The following is an 18541-nucleotide window of genomic DNA, read 5'->3' as shown; positions in this document are numbered from 1 at the left end:
CAGCAGCGAATGCTGCACCATCTCTGAGTAACCACAACCATTGCGAGCAAATCTCTCAGTTTAACCGCCCACGGAAGCGGCATCTGCGAACTTCCCGTGCAGGATAGCGCAAGCTGCACGAGGGAATGAGAGGAAGATACTTCGAACGACGAAGAGCGAGAGAAAGTCTTGCTGCCTTTATCGACCTCGCGCACCGCAAGCGCGCCGATCACTCGTTTAAAATCTGTCATATCAAATCCAATTCGCGCAGCATGCGTATACATTCAGCAGCGCAAATTGCGAAAATCTTGAAAGCGCCTTCCTGACGCCATGCTGCCCCGGCATCGCATCGATATTCTGCTGCAACACAGAGCGCGTCTGTTCCTGCACAAGGAACCGCGTTTCGCTCGCGATTTGTAGCTTCGATTTTTATCTGAAATTCACACTCGACAGAGAAGCTTGAACGCAATCCCTGCGAGCAATTTCGTTCGCGCTGAAATCGAGTGTGCAATGTCCGATCAAACCATCCTATCCGCCAGCGGCTTCATCAACTCCATCGGCGTCAACACGCACGCCGGCTTCGGCTGGACCGGCTACAACAATCTCGCGCTGATGGTCGATGACCTCAAGTATCTAGGCGTCACCCATCTCCGCGACGCCATGGGGACCCCGGCCGCGCAACCCGTCGTCGAGGGTCTGGCCGCTGCCGGCTACAAATTCGACTTCCTGGTGTCGTCCGCGCTGCCCCAGACCGGCACAACCGGGCTGCAGAACTACATCGCCTCGCTGCAGAAGTTCGCGACCAGCCACCCGGGCAGCATCAGCGCCATCGAAGGGCTCAACGAGGCCAATCACCAGCCCTTCAGCTACAATGGCAGTTCGAGTCTCACCGCCGCGGCTCAGTTCCAGAGCGCGCTCTATCAGGCCGTCAACGGCAACGCCGCGCTCGGCAGCATCCCCGTGTACAATTTGTCACTGGCCTACAACGATCCGCAGGGCTACAGCCAGCTCGGCAACATGTCGGGCTCGGTCGACTACGCCAACGCGCATGCCTATGTCAGCACCAGCCTGACGACCAGCAGCTCGCTTGCCGCGACACTGAGCGCCGTCATGACCGCGGCACCGGGAAAGCCGGTCGTCATCACCGAGACCGGCTACACCACGCAGGCCAACACCCAGTATCTCGGCGTCAGCGAGACAGTGCAGGCCAAATCGATCCTGAACACCCTGGTCGATGCCTACAAGGCGGGCGTGAGCGCGACTTATCTCTACGAGCTGTTCGACCGCGACTCCTCAGCCAGCAATACCAATCCCGAGGCCAATTTCGGACTGTTCAATTCCGACGGGACGCCGAAGCTCGCCGCTACGGCCATTCACAACCTGACGACCATTCTGGCCGACGACGGCAAGGGGAGCCTGCAGCCGACTGATCCACTGAACTACACCCTGAGCAACATGCCGGCCAACGGCAACAGCATGGTGCTCGGCAAGAGCAACGGCGCTTACGAGCTCGTCGTGTGGGCGGAGCCGAAGCTCTGGAACGATCCCACCGATACCGAGGTCTCCAATCCGGCTCAGACGGTCACCGTGAACCTCGGCGGCGTGCATCATTCGGTCAAGGTGTACGACACGCTGACGGGAACCACTGCGATCGCCAGCTATACCGACGTCAGCACGATCACTATTCCGGTCAGCGATCACCCGCTGATCATCGAGATCGACGCGCCTCCGACCACCACGACTCCGCCGGACACAAGGACCAGCGTCAGCGGCACCGCAACCGAGATCGTGCCGCAACTGTCCGACCTCAGCGACTCGACGGCGCTTCAGACGATCACGCTGACCGATTCTCACGTCCTGCCGGTCGCCTCGAAGGCGACCATGGACTACATGATCGCCCATTACGGCGGCGCTCTCTCCAAGATCCAGGGCGGATACTCGTTCTCGGTGACTAATACGGCCGCGACCTGGAGCAGCACGAAGACCTACAATTCCAATGGAGCGTTGCTGTCGAAGTCGGACACCGGGCTGAATCCGAGCGGACAGCCGACCTCGACCACCGTCGCCTACACCGACGGTTCCAAGGACCTGATCAGCTACACCGGCGGCGTGCAGACGAAATTCGTTCACGTCGGCACCGACGCTACCAGGACCACCGACACCTACAACACGGCCGGAACTCTTCTGAGCGAAGTGGTCCAGAAGTCCGACGGCTATTATTCCACCACGCTCTATTCGAGCGGCGTGAAGACCGCCGCCTACATCAAGAATGCCGACGGCTCGCAGGACAATTACACCTACGGCATCACGGGCAAGAGCTTCACCGCCCAGGTTCAGCACCTCGACGCGTCCGGAAAGGTCACCTCGGTGACCCGCAGCCATGCCGACGGCTCGCTGGACTCGACCCAAGTCTACAACGCCGACGGCAGCAGCGTGATCACCACCTATAGCGCCACCGGCGTCAAGCTGGTCGAGACCGCCTATCATGCCGACCACAGCAAGGACGTCTGGACCTACAACATCACAGGCCAGACCTACGCGAGTGAGCACGACGTCTACAACGCCACCGGCTTCCTCACCAGCCTGACGCGATTGCACAGCGACGGCAGCCTCGCCTTCAAGCTTATTCAGACGACCGACGGCACCAAGACGACCGATTGGTACAATGCCGCCGGCAGCCTCACCAGCGAGGTGATCCAGAAGGCCGACGGCTTCTCCTCGACCACGCTCTACAGCAACGGGGTCAAGACCAACGCCTATGTCAAGAACGCCGACGGGAGCCAGGACAATACCGCCTACGGCATCACCGGCCAGAGCTACACCACGCTGATCCAGCACGTCGATCCCTCCGGCAGGGTCACCGAGGTCACCCGAAAGCATGCCGACGGCACGCTCGACTATACCCAAGTGATCAACAGCGACGGCAGCAGCGTCGTCACTAATTATGATGCCGCGGGATCGCGGACCAAGGAAACCGACTTCCATGCCGACGGCAGCAAGGACGTTTTCCTCTTCAACATCACCGGCCAGACCTACACCACCGAGCACGACATCTACGATGCGACCGGCTTCCTCACCACGCTGATACGCAAGCACGCCGACGGCAGCATGGCGTTCAAGCTGCTGCAGAGCGCCGATGGGACCAAGACCACGGACTGGTACGACGCCAGCGGCGTGCTCACCAGCGAGGTGCTCCAGAAGCCGAGCGGCTACAGCGCGACCACGGTGTACACCAACGGCGTGAAGACCGCGACCTACATCACCAACGCGGACATGAGTCACGACAATTACAGCTATAACATCACCGGGCAGAGCTATACCACGCAGTACCAGCACCTCGATCCATCCGGCCAGACCACCGAGGTGACCCGCTGGCATGCCGACAACTCGCTCGACTACACCCAAATCGTCGATAGCGACGGCAGCAGCGTGGTCACCAACTACGATGCATCAGGCGTCAAGAAGACGGAAACCGACTATCACGCCGACGGTTCGAAGGACGTCTTTCAGTTCAACGTCGTCGGCCAGACCTACACGAACGAGCACGACAGCTACGATTCGGCCGGCTTCCTCACCGATATCGTTCGCACCCACGCGGACAACAGCCTGGCCTTCACGCTGAAGCAGAGCGCCGACGGCACCAAGACCTCCGACTGGTACGACGCCCACGGCGTCATCACCAGCGAGGTGACGACCAAGAGCGACGGTTACAGCTCCACGACAGTCTATAGCGGCGGCGTGAAGAGCGCTGCCTACATCAAGAACGCTGACGGCACGTCCGACAACTGGAACTACAACATCACCGGGCAGTCGTACACGACCCAGCATCAGCACCTCGATGCCTCCGGCAAGATGGTCGAGCTCACCCGGACCCAAGCCGACGGTACTCTGGACTATACCCAGGTCATCCATGACGATGGCAGCAAGCTGACCGACATCTACAACAGCGCCGGCACCAAGACCCAGGAGATCGCCAACAATACCGACGGCTCCAAGGACGTCTTCCTGTTCAACTTCAACGGACAGACCGGCACGACGCAGCACGAGAACTACAACTCTGCCAGCGCGCTGCAATTCTTCGATCAGAGCAAGGCCGACGGCACCCACAATGTCACGGCCGTCGCCGGCGGCGTGACGATCCAGGGCGGGGCCGGCAACGACGTGTTCTCGGCCGCGCCGAACTCGACCACCATCGCCTACGATCATGGCCAGGACCAGATCCTCAACTTCCAGGCCGGCGACGGCACAACCCATGACGTGGTCCAGATCTCGAAGCTGTTGGCTGCGGACTACAGTCACCTGCAGATCACGCAATCCGGCACGAACGCGCTGATCACGTTTTCGGCCGATGATTCGATCCTGCTGAAGAACGTCTATGTCTCCAGCCTGACGAGCCACGACTTCCTGTTCGTCTGAGCTGGGCGGACCGACGGCTGCGTCAACCTCGACGCTGGCCGGGACCAGTCAAGGTCCCGGCCAGCTCACTTGGCGTCTGCCTCATCAAGAGGCAGCGTTGGGACGATGAAGACGTTCGCTTCCCTGACAAGATGGTCCGAGGAACTCGAGGCTGAACGATCCGGGATCAAGCTGCCTCCACCGCTCCATCCAGCGAACTTGCGTCACAATTCGACTCTAGAAGAGGGATGAACCGCGCAAGGACTCCGAGGCCCGATGGAAGCCAGTGAAGCAAGACGTTTCGTCGTTCTCGACTTCTACCGCTTCGTCGCCGCGCTCGGGGTCTTCATCTTCCACCTGAAGCTGATCGACACGGGCATTTCGCCGGCCTGGAACGGGTCCTACGGCCTGTTCGTGGACATGTTCTTCATCCTGTCCGGCTTCGTGATCTCCTATTCATACCCGTCGGACGCGCGTGGCGTGGCGGCCTATTCCCGGTTCATGATCCGTCGCATTGCGCGGATCTATCCACTACATCTGCTGAGCTTGCTCATCTTCGTGGTGCTCATCGGCGTCGGCCTGGAGCGCACGGCCCGCTCGACCCCTGTGGACTTCCTGTACAACCTTCTGCTGCTCCAGGCCTGGGGCGTCACCAACCATCTCAGCTTCAACTCGCCGTCCTGGTCGATCAGCGCGGAATTCTTCTGCTATCTGGTCTTTCCGCTGCTGATGCTGCTTGCGCGCAAGGTCCAGCCGATCGTGCTTGGCGCGATCGTGGCAGCGCTCTATCTGGTCCTTGCCCACGGCCATCTGCCGATCTGGCAGGAACGGTCGCAGATGTATGGCGCCAATTTCGACTACGGGATGCTCCGCGCGCTGCCGAGCTTCCTTAATGGCATCCTGCTCGCCATTCTATTCCGGATGTCGCATCCCTATCGGCACAAGCGGATGATCTTCGCCGGCATCGGCACGTTCGGCCTCTCCGTGCTCGTCCTCAACGTCTTCGCCAAGCCGGATCTGGCCATTGTCCTTTTCTCCTGCGCGATCCTGCTCACTGCGGTCGGCGAAAGCGCCTTCAAGCAGTTTCCGGGTGCCCGCCTGCTCGGACGGCTCGGCAACACCTCATATGCGATCTACATGCTGCATGATGCGGTCCTCATTGCCGTGTTCAAGCCGTTGTGGACCTGGCTCGGACTGCGGCCTGATCAGTTCGGCATGTTCGCCCTGGCGTGCTGTGTGGTCCTGACCGTCATCGCGGACCGCACCTACGCCTATTTCGAGAATCCGGCGCGGCGCTTCGTCAACCGCTGGGCCGACATCGGTGCCGCATCCTCGCGCAAGGCGGCCGCAACCGACACCTCCGTCCGCTTTGACAACACCACCGAACGGGCGGTCAACTGACCGCCTGCCGATGACATGAGGGCGTTCAAGCGACCTTGCCGTCGGCCTCCGGCACGGCCCGCATCGCGCTCTCGCCCAGGAGCGGTGCGATGTTGGCGCGGGACAGCTCCATGACATCAGGCAACATTTTACGCACCTTCCCGCCGACGGTTTCGTGTGCGCCCAGGAAGTGCAGCACGAACTTCTCAAAGCTGTTGTCGACCAGGAACTGGGCCGGCGAGAGCAACAGCGATTCGCTGACGCCGAAGTGTGCGAACAGGCCCTGGAACTTGTCCTGATAGGTGATCGCAGCGACGGGCGTTCCCTGACCCAGCGCCGCAATCGCCAGATGCATGCGGCCGGTGATCACGCCGTCGACCAGACCGACGACGGCCTTGATCTCGCCCGCCGATAGCGCCTGATCGACATGGTGCACGTGATCGCCGAGCGTGGGCTTGAGGCGGTCAGCCAGCGGCCGAAGACAGTTATCGTCGGCGATCTCGGGGCGGTAATCGTGTGCGAGCAACAGCCAGCTTGCATTGTGCTCCCGAGACAGCCGCTCCATGGCGACCGCCGCGAGCTCTATCATCTGCCGCAGCTTGGCCGGCTCCGGCTTCCTGAACAACATCGGATGGATATTGAAGACGAAGACCTTGCGACCTTGCTCGCGTTGTCGCGCGATCGACGCCGCGATCTGCTTCACTGCGGCCGTGTCCGCCCGCGGCGTCAGCATGAACGCCGCGTCGGCGACCAGATGGGCGCGTTTCCGGGCGAAATCGTCGAAACGCTGAAGGGATATCGCATCGCGCAGGTTCAGGACCACGCCCGGATCCAGCAGCCGGAACACCTCGCGCAGCGCCTTTGCCGGGCGCGAATTGAAACTGAATCCGAGCACGCTGACCTTGGCGCCGAACGCAGCCATCAGGTCGGCGACGAGCAGCATGCGCGCGGCATCGACCGGAGAATAGTAGCCGTCAAGGACGTCGGCGCCGAGAACCAGCCCGAAATCCGGCCTGGTGAGCGACAGCTCCTGCGCCACCGTCTCGTATGAGAATGGCTGTCGCCAGAGTTCGAGCGCCTTGAAACCCATCGCGCGCACGTCCGCGCTGGCCGCTGCGGTCGCGGTGACGATGTAGACCTCGAGGTTCGGATAGGTCCGCCTCACCTCCCCGGTGGCCGCTTCGATCATGGCCTCATCGCCGCGCGACTGACGAATGCTCCAGGGATCGGAAGGAAGCACGACGAGCCGGCGCGGGTCGTTACGCGGCGCTGCGTTGACGCCGATGTCCCTCCGGGCGTTCTGCCATCTGCGCAGCTCGAGCAAATCGAGCGCCAACGGCGTATTCTTGGCGCTGTTGAGCCAGCCTCGGAGTTGCCTGCGTACGGGCACCGGGATCAATTGCTTCACGACATTCTCCTCGTCTTCATCAAGCGGTCGCACCGCGCTTCACGACGAAATCAATCAGGGAAAGGAGCTGTTTCCGCCAGAACAGCAGAATGCCCGTCAGATAGGTCACCCCAAAACAGGACGACAGCAGCCCAATCCGCAAATAGGGGTTCATGCCCGGCGTCGCCTCCCGGCACAGCACGACCGCGCCGTAGGCCAGAACGATGGCGCAAAGGCAGCCTGCAATGGGACGCAGAAACTGGCTCCAGCTCAGGCCAAGCAGCCGAAGGGCCAGCGCAAACGTGACGGGGGTCACCACGAGCTGCGAGAACGCGAAGATCGTGGCCAGTTGACCAATGTCGTGCGAAGGAAGCAGGAACATGGCCGGCACGACCGTACAGAATTTCAGGATGTTGAGCGCAAAGACGTAGTTCGGCTTCCCCAGGGCGCCAAAATAGGCGCTGTTGACGAACTGCACCGTCTGGACCGCGCCAATCAGCATCAGCGGCCGCATCACCGCTTCGCTGCCGCCCCATTTCGCGCCAAACAGCAGCAGGGAGAACTCCGGCGCGATCGCCGCGAGCAGCACGAAGACCGGAGATCCGATCAGCGCGCCGAGACTGACGCTGCGCAGATAAGCGCCTGCGATGCGGTCCCGCTCGTGCGCGATTTTGGACAAGGCGCTCAATGCGACGTCCATGACAGCCTGGGTGAGCAGTTGCATCAGGATCAGGTAGACCCTCGCCCCGACCGTGTAGATGCCGAGCGCCGCTACGCCATAGAGCGACAGGATGATCATGTCGATCGTCCGAACGATGGCGAAGTCCAGCAGCCTGTTCAGCACGACGTGGATGCTGTAGCCGGAGAGCTCGCGGAAGCTCTTCAGATCGTAGCTGCGCATCGGCAACCATCGCGGCTGGCTCCAGAGCCACAAGCCGCTGATTGCGCTCTGAACGACCACCTGGATCACGAGACTGAGGGCGCCAAACCCGGCATAGGCACAGGCGATCCCCACGACGCCGGAGACGGCTGTCGCCACCATGGTCCTGACCGCGAGCACGCGAAAGTCCATCTGGCGCTTGTAGAGCGCCTCCTGGAACAGGGTCGCGGTACCGATCGGAAGCGAGAGACTGGCGGCCGTCAGCAGCGGCGCGAGCCCCTTCACGTCGAGCCAACGCTCGATATGGGGCGCGAGTAGAGCAATCAGAACGGCCAGCAGCAACGAGGCCGCAAACGAGCAGAAGAACGGCAGCGTCACGTCGGCGGGCTCGAGCGTCCGCCGCTGGATCAACGCATCACCGAAGCCGAATTCCGCGATGGAGCTCAAAAGCAGCAGGACGAAGGCGACCAGCGCAGCAAGGCCGAAGTCCGCGGGATCCAGCAGCCGAGCCAACACCAGGAACAGTACGAACGACAATGCGCGGCCGCCCCAATTCTGCGCAAGCGACCAAAACAGCGCCACCACGACCTGATGTTGCCTGCCTCGAGTGACGTTCATCAACAATTCGACCCAATTTCGACCCAGACGACGCGACAATGATGATGACGCGCCACCGCTTGTCGCCGCTCACAAAGGCGACTGATTGCTCGCTACATTACGACGGAGTGATGGCAATCAGATGAGCGCCATCACGATTCCGATTTAGAGTGGAAGTGAGTTCAAATCGTGGACTACACTCCAATCGCTCTCTGCGATGTGATGCAAAATGGATGCCTTGATGAATTCGTCCGCCCCGCGTTCTATCTCCAATTCCAGGCGCTTGCGTGTGGCGATCTACGCACCGCATTTTGCAGAATATTCCTACCGGCTCGCTTCGGGATTGGCTCACCATTGCGACGTCAGGCTCGTGCTCAACCGCAAGGATGCCAACCAGCAATGGGAACTGGCCGATATTGCCGTTGCGGCTCCCTTCGAAACCCGGGTTCGCGATTTGAGCCTGCGCCGCGGCGGCGTGATCGGCATCCCGGCCTCTTTCTTCGATATAATTTCGTTTCGTCCGGACGTCGTTCATTGTCACGAAGTTCCGGAGATCTACACGTCCAAGCTGATCCAGTTCCTACGCCCGCTCGGCATTCCCCTGGTGCTGACGGTTCACGATGCTATCCCGCATTCGGAAGGCGGCTCCGGCACCTCGCCACGTGAAGACGGCTGGCGCGGACGCATGCGCGCCGCCGCGTCGGTCGTCACGACACATGGCGAGAGTTGCATTGCCGATTTTCGTCGCGCCTCGCCCGGCTTCAACGGCGCAACGGTCTCCAGCATGCACGGCGTGCTCATGGTTCCACCAGCCCGGGGGACGGTCGCTATGCCAGAGGCTGCGCGCATCCTGTTTTTTGGACGGATGTGGGCCTACAAGGGCCTCGACGTCTTCATCGACGCGATCGACATGTTGGTCAAGCGCGGTGTGGCACATGAGGCGATCGTCGCCGGCCGCGGCCCCGAGATGACACGGCTCGGCGCGCGGATGGAAGCGATGCCGACGGTCAAGACCATCAACGCCTACATTTCGCCCGCCGACACCGGACAGCTGTTTCAATCCGCCACCGTGGTCGCCCTGCCCTACAAGGATGCAACGCAGAGCGGCGTGCTTGCCTCCGCTTACGGCAATGCTCGTCCCGTCGTTGCCAGCGCCACCGGCGGCATTCCCGACGTCGTCACCGACGGAGTCAACGGGCTGCTGGTTCCTCCGGGCGACGCCACTGCATTGGCCGATGCACTCGAACGCGTGCTGACCTCGAAGCCGCTTGCCGCGACATTGACCGACGGCGCACGGCAAACCGCGGCCGGCCTCCTGAACTGGGACCGCATCGCCGAACAGCTGCTGGGGTCCTATCACAAGCTCGCCGGCCGTACCGTGAGCTGACCGCGACAGGCACGCGGTCACTCAAACCGATTGCCCGACCTTCAACGGTCGAAAGAACATGCCGCGGATCGCTCCATCCAGCAGGCGCCTCAGCCTGACCTCGATCAGCTCATAACTGATCGCGCTTGCGACCAACGACATCACCAGCCCGAGCACGATGAAGGCGGCCCACAGCAGCCAGCGATCGACTCCGGCTGCGACCAGCTTCAGGCCGATCACCTGCAATGGGAAGAGCACGAACGGATGCACGAGATAGAGGCTGTAGCTGATCTTGCCGACATATTGCAGGGCTGGCGCGCTCAGAGCCTTGCCGAGGCCCGACTCCGGGGCAAGCACCATGCCGAACAGCAGGAATCCGGGAAGCAGCCCCACGAACGGGTGAAACAGCACCAGGCTTGCATACATGGCCGCTCCGCAAGCCAGGCCCACGGCCAAGCCGAGACGTCCCGGAATACGAATGCGAAAGCCAGTGGCGCTGACGAGCATACCAACGCAGAAGAACGCTGTGATCGGCCAATGCAGCAGGCAAGCGATGCCCAGCAGGATCAGGGGGGCTGCCAGTATCCTGCCTCCGACGCGGAGCATCGAAAACGTCATTGCAAACCAGATGTAGAAAGCCCACTCATAGGTCAGTGTCCAGGCGTTCTGCTGGGCAATGGGCAAGCCAAGCGCGTCCTGGACGAAGAAAAGATTGGCCGCGAAAATTCCGAGATAGCTCGTCAGGTCGATTCCACGGAAGAACTTGTAGCCGACGATCGGACCTATCGCGAACAGCGCAAGATGCAGGACGACGAACACCGGCATGATGCGCAGGACACGATCGAAGAAGAATCGCGACAGCGAGCCGTGCCGCACCAGGCTGGCCGGGATCAGGAAGCCGCTGATCATGAAGAACAGCTCGACCCCATGTCCGCCGACATTGATCACCGATTGTAGCCAGAGCCAGAGCGGCGGCAGGAAGCCGGGATCCGGGATGTCGTACATGCCTCCCTTCGGCATGTCGTAGAAATGATCCATCAGCACGCTCAGCGCCGCAATGCCGCGTAGCCCCTGCACTGACGGAACGAACGATCCGTCATAGGCGGCGCCCGACTGGTGCGGCGCTTTGCTCATTCCGCAGCACCCTGGGTACTGAGCGCAGGTTCGAGAACGACCTTCTTTCTCCGTGCCGAGCGAAACCTTTGTCCGAAGGCGATGCTGGGCTTCTCGATGTATGTAAACGTCATCCAGCTGACCAGGATCGACAACGCCAAGATCAGGGTCAAGAAGATCGACCATCCGAGCGGCCCGTCGCCGAACCAGACGAGGCGATGGATGAAGACGATCACGAACGGCGACATCAGATAGACCGAATAACTGATCACGCCGACGAACGCCATCGGCCGCCACGACATTCTCTCACCGAACACGGCAAAACCGATGAAGACGAGCGCCGCGCAGACATAGGCTGCTGCGATCGAATAACTGTGGAAGAAGTTCTCGTGGTACACGCCTCCGAACCGCCGGTCGGCGAGGGCGATGGCGAAGATCGCATACAGGAGCGTGCAGACCGCCACGTGGGACCATCGCAGCTTTCCGCCGATGACGGTGTCGCGGATGATCTTGCCCAGGAACATCGCCGACAGGTTCAGCCCGACCTCCATCACCGAGGAAACGGCCCTGTTCTCCACCAGGAGCGCAGCGGTGGTTCCGACCAGCGCGGCCGCAACGACGATCGTCACCGCAGTGAAGCGTCGGTTCAGCAGCCCCATCGCGAACAGGATGGTGCATCCGAAATAGAACAGCAGCTCGATCGCCAGCGTCCAATAGAACACCCAGAGGTTCGGGATGTTCACGAAGGTCTGCAACATCGTCACGTTCGCGGCGATCTGCCCGAGCGGATAGATCTTCGAATCCAGCAACTGCATCGTCACGAGGCCGACTATGAGCGAGGTCCAGTAAGCCGGGTAGAGCCTGAAGAAGCGGCTGATCGCAAAATCCCGCACGGGCGTGGCGCTGTCCGGGAAGCTGAACGGAATGACAAAGCCGCTGACGAAGAAGAACAACACCACGCCAAAGCGGCCAAAGTTCATGTAGTAGCCGAACACATCGTGGATGGGCCAGTAATAGGCACCCGTCGGGTGCTTCTCGACGATCACCTCGAACACATGCTGGACCAGGACCGACAACACGGCAATGCCGCGCAGCGTGTCGATAAATGCGAGCCGTCTATGCATCATCCGTTCTCACCTGCCTCCGCTCGCCGCCGGCATATCCGGACGAAAGCCTTCCAATGACGGCATCGGCCGCACGACAACCGGCACGGCGTCGCCCGCCCGCGCGGAGGCCGCGCGGCGCGAGAACACTTCGCTGAAGCTCAATGCGATGATCAGGAGGCCGGATGCCGGACCGTAGTTCAACACCGTGATCGTGAACAGGTTGACGACGAAGATCAGCGTCAGCTTGTACACGTCGGTCGCGCCGAATGTCGCCCTGAACACCATCACCATGAACGCGACGAACGGCAGACCGAACATCAGGTAGGTCCCGATGTAGAAATTGTCGACGGGCACCCAGAAGTGCGCGAGCGGCGAGAACAGCTTCTGCGGATAGTTGAAGCAGCCCGCGCCGCAGCCGGTCACCAGACCGATCGGCATCAGCTGGTTCATGTAGACGAACGGCAACTGCCAGCTGTTGTTGATGCGATCGACGATGCTGAACAAGGTCGAATGCGGAACCGCAGCGGTGCCGGACGCGACCACGATCATGAAGAACGGAACGAAGATCGCGGCAAAGGACCACTGCGCGATGCCCCTGATTGCTGGAAAGCGCGACCTCTCCGGCAGCATCCGCACGAACACGAGCAGGAGCAGATACAGTACGAGGACGATCATCGTCGTCTTGCTCGTGGTCAGCTTGATGGTATAGATCGCGATGGAACCGAATAAGAGGCACCACGTGGTGCTCATTCGAATGGACGTGATCGCGAACGACACCAGGATGAAGAAGGCGGCCATGGTGTTGTCGGCCGCAAAACCCATCAGACGCTGGTCGTCGCCGCCATAGGCCCACCACAGCCGGCCCGCCTCCCGAACCGCGCCGAAGGACTCGTATTTATACCCGACCCAGGGCATGAGATAGAATTTGGTCAGCAACACTCCGATGACGGAGAGGTAGAACGTCACGGCGATGACCGACAGCAGCTTCTTGTACGAGCCGAGACTCGAATCACAGAAGCAGAATCCGACGAACACCGGCAGCATCATCTTGAACGACGAGATCGCAGCGTTCGTCGTCCCCATAAAGAAGTAGCCGAGCACGAGCGACAACATGATCTGCACAAGCACCAACAGCGCCAGGGTGCTGCGATTGCGCAGAATGCAATGCACGAAGAACTGGGCCAGGCACAGAAGCGCAACGCCGTCAGGCAGGTACCAGAGCGGGTCCACGTGGTAGATGCTGGTGTAATAACGGATCACGCCGCCGAAGGCGTCGCGGACCAGATAGACCCCGAGCGCGATTGCCTCGATGTTGAGGCTGATCAACGTGATTTTCGGCCGATGCAGCGCGAGGATCGTCATATTAGACTCAGTTCGTCAGGCGCGCCGATTGCGCGGAAGATCGCGCGAAATCCCGACGGCTTCCGAGCGCATTTCGCATGAACTTGCCGCCGGGGATTTCGACGTAGAGATAAGTGAAGTGCGAGACCGCCAGCACGGCGGCCAGCGAGACCACGAGGTTCAAGGTCGCCGGCAGGCCTGCCCAGACCGAATCCAGCGCGGCGATCCGCCCTGCCCCGACGGCCCGCACGAAATATTCGGCGAGCAGCACCACGAGCGCATGTACCATGTAGATCGAGTAGGACCGTTTGCCGAGCCAGACCAGCGGCTTGACCACCAGGATCCGCGGCACCAACAGCGCGTCAGGAAAGGCCAGCAAGCTACCGAGGAAGATCGCGAACGTCACCGGCGCAAGGAACGTTGCCGCAGGATTGGTCTCCGCCAGGGACACCAGCACGATGCTCGCGATCATGGCGGCGAATTGCAGCGCGCCCTGCACGGCAGGACCCGGCTTGGCCGGCAGGCGATCGACGATCCTCACCGTCAGCACGCCCAGAAAGAAGCTCACGAAGCAGCGCAAGATGCCGAAATCGGTCTGGAGCCCGAGGCTCCTCTTGTCCAGAACGAAGATGATAACGACCAGACTTCCAATCGCAAGCGTCCCGCAGAGAACGTAGAACCAGAGCAGGGACCGCATGCGCTGGGCAAGCAGCACGATCAGGCCAAACACCAGATATGTATAGAATTCGACGCTGATGCTCCAGCTCGGCGCATTCCAGCTGAGATAGTCGATGAACCCCATCGAATGCAGCAGCAGGACGTTGAGTCCGAAGGAATAGGCATTGTTCACTTCGAACGCCGCCGGCGCGGCCACCACGACGCCAGCCGTGACCAAACCGATCCGCAGAAGTCGAAACAGAAGATTTGCCATCAGCATGACGATGTGCAGCGGATAGACCCGCGCCAGGCGCCGCACCATGAACTCACGCAGCGAGAAGCGCCCGAAGTCGCCCTCGACGTAGCTGAGCGACATGACGATCCCACTGAGAACGAAGAACAGATCGACCAGTAGCCAGGAGCTTCTGAAGAACGAGCAGTTGATCCACGCATTGTGCGGGAACGCCGCGAGGAAGGTCGGCATCAGCAGCAGATGATGTATCACCACCGACGTCGCGGCGATCCCCCGAATGCTGTCGAGCGGCAGGACATGCGCCTTCTCACGATGAACCATCTCCGTCACATCAACATTCCCAGCTATTGCATCGCAGCAGTGTGTATCAGGTCTTGCGCGCGTTCAATCTCTGCGATCGTGGATTCGCATTCGACGCATGAGGGGCGACGAAAATTTCAACGCTCGCAGATCATTCGGACATGCGAGCGCCAAGTTCACGCCACTTTTTGCCTGAGATCGACCTGCGTCGGCGCGCAAATCAATTCGGGCGAGATGATTGCGAGTATTTGCGTGCAAAGTGTGCGCGAAATTCGGCGCTGTTGCGATCAACGCGACCCACAAAGACGCTTGGTCTCTCGCATGCACGCTGCTGCGCCTATCGGGTCATAATTTTTTCTCGGACTGGAACAATGACTCGGGTGGGGACTTGTGTCGGTTTTGCGACGCATGCTCGCGACACTTCGACGTGCAGCGCCTCAAATTTTTTCAGTTTGCAACATTCCTAGGCGCGGGACTGCCGATCTCGCAGGCGCCGATCTCGCAGGCATTGCATAACTTCATTTTGCAACCGATCGGGAAAAGGGAGTGCACGCGTTGTCGTAGAGCACACACGCGCGCATCTTTTGCGTCGCACAAAAATTGACACAGTTACCTGCCAGGTTTCGTGTGTTCTCCTATTGCAACAGGGAGGAAGGGACACGGATGGGTTGCGGACTAACACGTCTTCTTGCGAGATCGCGATGGCTACCAATCATCTTGGCGGGTTCAGCCTTGATGGTCGGGAGTATCGATGCTTGCCGCGCCCAGTGCGTCGAACTTTCCGATCGTGCCTCACAGCTCGAACTCGACACTTTCGTAAAATCGCCCTCCTCGCTCCTCGAGCGGCTGCGCAATGACAAGGAGAAGCTGAGATATCGGCTCTCCAACTATATCGCCACAAGCCCGTCGGTGTTGCCGTCCGTGCAGACGCTCATCTCCGCTTCGGCTTCGACCGATCGCTCGTCCATCGGCGCCGCGCTGAGGATTGCCGAAGGGCGATGCACGTCGAAGAAGCCGGACGCCGCACGCAAGATCAGGGATTTCGTGCAGCGAATCGGCGATCTCAACGTGCAGGCAGGCTATGCCGCCGCGGGAGACGACGCCTCCGGCGCCCAAGCTCAATCGCAAGACAAGGGACCTGGGCAACCGCCTCGAGGCAGCGCGCTGCTCGGAGGCGAGTGGAAGACCAAGCTGGCCAACCCATTCAAGCCCGTCCCCCTTCCGAATTGATCAGCGATCGTCAAAAGGCAGCGAATTAACAAATGTATCAGCCTAGAGAACATTTCCAGTCGGGACACCGATTCGGTATCGAATTCGGCGGGGCCGTCCTCAGCTTCGAGCGCGTGACCGACGTCCTGCGCCGGCAATGGCCGATCATCGCAGCCTGTACTGGTGCTTCGCTGGCCCTGGTGATCGTCTATCTGGCCACGGCGCAACCCATGTACACGGCCAATGCCCGCATCATGATGGATACGCGCCAGGCCCAGGTGCTGGACAAGGACAGCAACGCCAACAGCGCCCTGATCGACACGGGCTATGTCGACAGCCAGGTCGAGGTGATCAATTCGGACGACCTGATCCTTTCGGTCGTCCGTCGCCTGAAGTTGACTGAGGATCCGGAGTTCAACGGCTCCAAACCGGGCCTTCTGTCCATTGTCCTCGGCAAGGTCATGTCGCTGTTCAGTTCCGGCGAACCGGCGTCGCAGGAGCAGCTCGAACATGCTGTGGTCGAGGCGGTCCAGAAGAACCTGAGAACCGAGCGCGTCCTGACGACCTATGTCCTGTCGCTGAACTATCGCTCCCGGAGCCCCGACAAAGCCGCCAAGATCGTCAACGCCATTGCCAACGCCTACCTGGTCGGCGCGCTGGAAGCCAAATATCAGTCCACCAAGCGGGCAACCGAATGGCTTCAGCAGCGCAGCATCGAGCTGAGTGCGCAGGCAACCGCCAGCGACCGTGCCGTGCAGACCTTCAAGGCCGAGCACAACATCGTCGGAACCAGCCGCGGCCTGATGTCCGAACAGCAATTGTCCGACCTCAACACGCAGCTGGTTCAAGCGCGGGCAGCGACGGCCGAAGCCAAGGCGAAACTCGACCGGATCAACACGATCTCGGACCAGGACGTCGCACAATCCACCGTGACCGACGCCCTCAACAATTCGGTCATCACGCGCCTGCGGGCGCAATATCTCGATCTCGCGGCTCAATATTCCGATTGGTCCAAGCGTTACGGCAAGACCCATCTTGCCGCCGTCAATCTGGCCAACAAGATGGATGAAATCCGCAAGAACATGGCGGACGAACTGCATCGGATCGGAGACGCCTACCGCAGCGACTACGAGATCGCCAAGAGCCGGGAGGCTTCTCTCGACAAGAGTGTAAAGGATCTCGTCGCCCAGGCCGGCCACACCGGCCAGGCCGAGGTCCAGTTGCGCGACCTCGAAAGCGCGGCCGACACCTATCGCAATCTCTACAACAATTTCCTCGAGAAGCTGCAAAGCGCGACGCAGAATCAGAGCTTTCCGCTCAGCGAGTCGCGCCTCATCAGCACTGCGAACAAGCCGGATCGCAAGAGTTCGCCGCGTACGGTCCTGGCGCTGGTCGGCGGTCTCGTGGGCGGCCTCTGTCTCGGCTTTGGCGTCGCATTCGGGCGTGAAATGCTGAGCGATGTCTTGCGGACGCCCGGAGAGGTCGAGGATGAGCTCGGCGTGAAGTGCCTCGGAGTCCTGCCCGACATTCGTCCACCGACCAAGACAGGCGCGTTGTTGACGTCTGCGAGAAACGGTCCACCCAACCTGTCCCGTTACGTCGTCGATCATCCGTTCTCGCGGTTTGCCGAGACGTTGCGCAACATCAAGGTGTCGATCGACGTTGCGCGCCTGACCCGCGAGATCAAGGTGATCGGCATCGTATCATCCCTCCCCAAGGAGGGAAAAACGACGGTGGCGGCCAACTTCGCACAGTTGATCGCCCTCACCGGACATCGCACGATCCTGATCGACGGCGACCTGCACACGCGCTCGCTCACGCGCGAACTCGCGCCGAACGCCACGACCGGACTGGTCGAGGCGCTCAACGATCCGGCCAGCCTGGGCTACCACGTGCAACGAAGCAAGGAGACGGGGCTTGATTTCCTGCCGTCCGTCGTGGCCTCCCGCATGGTCAATTCGGCCGACGTCATTGGATCGAAGGCGATGGCCGAGCTGCTCAAGGTGCTGAAAGAGCACTATGAGTACATCGTGATCGACCTTGCGCCGGTGATGCCGGTGGCGGATGCAAAGGCCGTCAGCTTCCTGATCGACGCCATGGTCTACGTGATCGAATGGGGCCAGACGACACGAAGCGCTCTTCAGGAATCGATTTCGGGATCGGAAGTCCTGCAGAAGAAATTGCTCGGCGCCGTGCTCAACCGCGCCAACCCGAAGATGCTCAAGCGCATCGAGGCGTATAAGGGCAAGCACCACAACAGTTACTACGTCGAACATGCCTAAAGCACGGTCCGGAAATGTGCGCAGCGGTTTTCCGAAAAGATCATGCTCAGACGACAACCCAAAGCGCGATGACGATTCATCCTGATCGCATCGCCTCTTAGGAGGCGCGACGTCGCGCCGAACTGGAACGACCTCGGGCCCGCGGCCATTTGGCAGCGGGCCCTTTTTGCGTTTCGCGGAACTGTTCGCCTGAAGGCGATCGAGGGCGCCTACCCACACGAGACCGCGGCAGCGGAGGCCCCCGTATTCCTCCGGAATCCACAAACTACGGTTGTTGCCCTAGCCAAAAGCAAGGA

11 protein-coding genes are annotated in these 18541 nt (G+C 60.8%); 5 read left to right on the top strand and 6 right to left on the bottom strand.

The window, feature by feature from the left end; translation table 11 throughout:
- Positions 1 to 489: 489 nt before the first annotated feature.
- Positions 490 to 4395: an RHS repeat protein gene (locus IVB24_RS12360; protein WP_247773029.1), complete on the top strand. Its 3906-nt coding sequence runs from the start codon at positions 490 to 492 to the stop codon at positions 4393 to 4395.
- A 255-nt stretch (positions 4396 to 4650) separates the two neighbouring features.
- Positions 4651 to 5775 (top strand): acyltransferase, encoded by a 1125-nt coding sequence (locus tag IVB24_RS12355; protein ID WP_166466818.1) that lies wholly within the window; start codon positions 4651 to 4653, stop codon positions 5773 to 5775.
- A gap of 25 nt (positions 5776 to 5800) precedes the next feature.
- Here the strand turns inward: IVB24_RS12355 and IVB24_RS12350 are convergent, their stop codons facing one another.
- Positions 5801 to 7162, bottom strand: coding sequence for a polysaccharide pyruvyl transferase family protein (locus tag IVB24_RS12350; RefSeq protein WP_247773028.1), 1362 nt, complete (start codon positions 7160 to 7162; stop codon positions 5801 to 5803).
- 19 nt (positions 7163 to 7181) lie between these two features.
- Positions 7182 to 8639 (bottom strand): lipopolysaccharide biosynthesis protein, encoded by a 1458-nt coding sequence (locus IVB24_RS12345; protein WP_166466821.1) that lies wholly within the window; start codon positions 8637 to 8639, stop codon positions 7182 to 7184.
- 220 nt (positions 8640 to 8859) lie between these two features.
- Between IVB24_RS12345 and IVB24_RS12340 the strand changes: the two genes are divergently transcribed.
- On the top strand, positions 8860 to 10005 hold the full coding sequence (locus tag IVB24_RS12340) for a glycosyltransferase family 4 protein (protein WP_247773027.1): 1146 nt from the start codon (positions 8860 to 8862) through the stop codon (positions 10003 to 10005).
- Positions 10006 to 10026: 21 nt separating this feature from the next.
- Here IVB24_RS12340 and IVB24_RS12335 read toward each other — a convergent pair whose 3' ends face one another.
- The 4 genes from IVB24_RS12335 to IVB24_RS12320 are packed head-to-tail and all read right to left on the bottom strand — an operon-like array spanning position 10027 to position 14775.
- Positions 10027 to 11118 (bottom strand): acyltransferase, encoded by a 1092-nt coding sequence (locus tag IVB24_RS12335; protein WP_247774080.1) that lies wholly within the window; start codon positions 11116 to 11118, stop codon positions 10027 to 10029.
- Entirely contained in the window at positions 11115 to 12224 is a 1110-nt protein-coding gene (locus IVB24_RS12330; protein ID WP_244642897.1) for an acyltransferase, read from the bottom strand. Before IVB24_RS12330 ends, IVB24_RS12335 begins: the two co-directional genes overlap by 4 nt.
- A gap of 6 nt (positions 12225 to 12230) precedes the next feature.
- Positions 12231 to 13565: a hypothetical protein gene (locus IVB24_RS12325; RefSeq protein ID WP_247773026.1), complete on the bottom strand. Its 1335-nt coding sequence runs from the start codon at positions 13563 to 13565 to the stop codon at positions 12231 to 12233.
- A 7-nt stretch (positions 13566 to 13572) separates the two neighbouring features.
- The gene (locus tag IVB24_RS12320; RefSeq protein ID WP_247774079.1) at positions 13573 to 14775 is read right to left on the bottom strand and encodes an acyltransferase; all 1203 of its coding nucleotides are present in this window, start codon (positions 14773 to 14775) and stop codon (positions 13573 to 13575) included.
- A 714-nt stretch (positions 14776 to 15489) separates the two neighbouring features.
- Between IVB24_RS12320 and IVB24_RS12315 the strand changes: the two genes are divergently transcribed.
- Both IVB24_RS12315 and IVB24_RS12310 read left to right on the top strand, forming a co-directional pair.
- Positions 15490 to 15984 carry a hypothetical protein gene (locus tag IVB24_RS12315; protein WP_166469921.1) on the top strand — a complete coding sequence of 165 codons (495 nt, stop codon included), beginning with the start codon at positions 15490 to 15492 and terminating at the stop codon, positions 15982 to 15984.
- Positions 15985 to 16016: 32 nt separating this feature from the next.
- On the top strand, positions 16017 to 18245 hold the full coding sequence (locus IVB24_RS12310) for a Wzz/FepE/Etk N-terminal domain-containing protein (RefSeq protein ID WP_247773025.1): 2229 nt from the start codon (positions 16017 to 16019) through the stop codon (positions 18243 to 18245).
- Positions 18246 to 18541: the final 296 nt, after the last annotated feature.

Origin of the sequence: Bradyrhizobium sp. 192, from assembly GCF_023100965.1 — a bacterium.
In the GTDB taxonomy this organism is placed as follows: Bacteria; Pseudomonadota; Alphaproteobacteria; order Rhizobiales; family Xanthobacteraceae; genus Bradyrhizobium; species Bradyrhizobium symbiodeficiens.
The sequence above is the reverse complement of the archived record's forward strand: the minus strand, read 5'-3'. Positions and strand labels throughout refer to the sequence as shown.

Excerpts from the sequence above, each read along its gene's own strand:
- IVB24_RS12360 (WP_247773029.1), top strand. The coding sequence starts at position 490 with ATGTCCGATCAAACCATCCTATCCGCCAGCGGCTTCATCAACTCCATC.
- IVB24_RS12355 (WP_166466818.1), top strand. The coding sequence starts at position 4,651 with ATGGAAGCCAGTGAAGCAAGACGTTTCGTCGTTCTCGACTTCTACCGC.
- IVB24_RS12345 (WP_166466821.1), bottom strand. The coding sequence starts at position 8,639 with ATGAACGTCACTCGAGGCAGGCAACATCAGGTCGTGGTGGCGCTGTTT.
- IVB24_RS12340 (WP_247773027.1), top strand. The coding sequence starts at position 8,860 with ATGAATTCGTCCGCCCCGCGTTCTATCTCCAATTCCAGGCGCTTGCGT.
- IVB24_RS12335 (WP_247774080.1), bottom strand. The coding sequence starts at position 11,118 with ATGAGCAAAGCGCCGCACCAGTCGGGCGCCGCCTATGACGGATCGTTC.
- IVB24_RS12330 (WP_244642897.1), bottom strand. The coding sequence starts at position 12,224 with ATGATGCATAGACGGCTCGCATTTATCGACACGCTGCGCGGCATTGCC.
- IVB24_RS12325 (WP_247773026.1), bottom strand. The coding sequence starts at position 13,565 with ATGACGATCCTCGCGCTGCATCGGCCGAAAATCACGTTGATCAGCCTC.
- IVB24_RS12320 (WP_247774079.1), bottom strand. The coding sequence starts at position 14,775 with ATGGTTCATCGTGAGAAGGCGCATGTCCTGCCGCTCGACAGCATTCGG.
- IVB24_RS12315 (WP_166469921.1), top strand. The coding sequence starts at position 15,490 with ATGGTCGGGAGTATCGATGCTTGCCGCGCCCAGTGCGTCGAACTTTCC.
- IVB24_RS12310 (WP_247773025.1), top strand. The coding sequence starts at position 16,017 with ATGTATCAGCCTAGAGAACATTTCCAGTCGGGACACCGATTCGGTATC.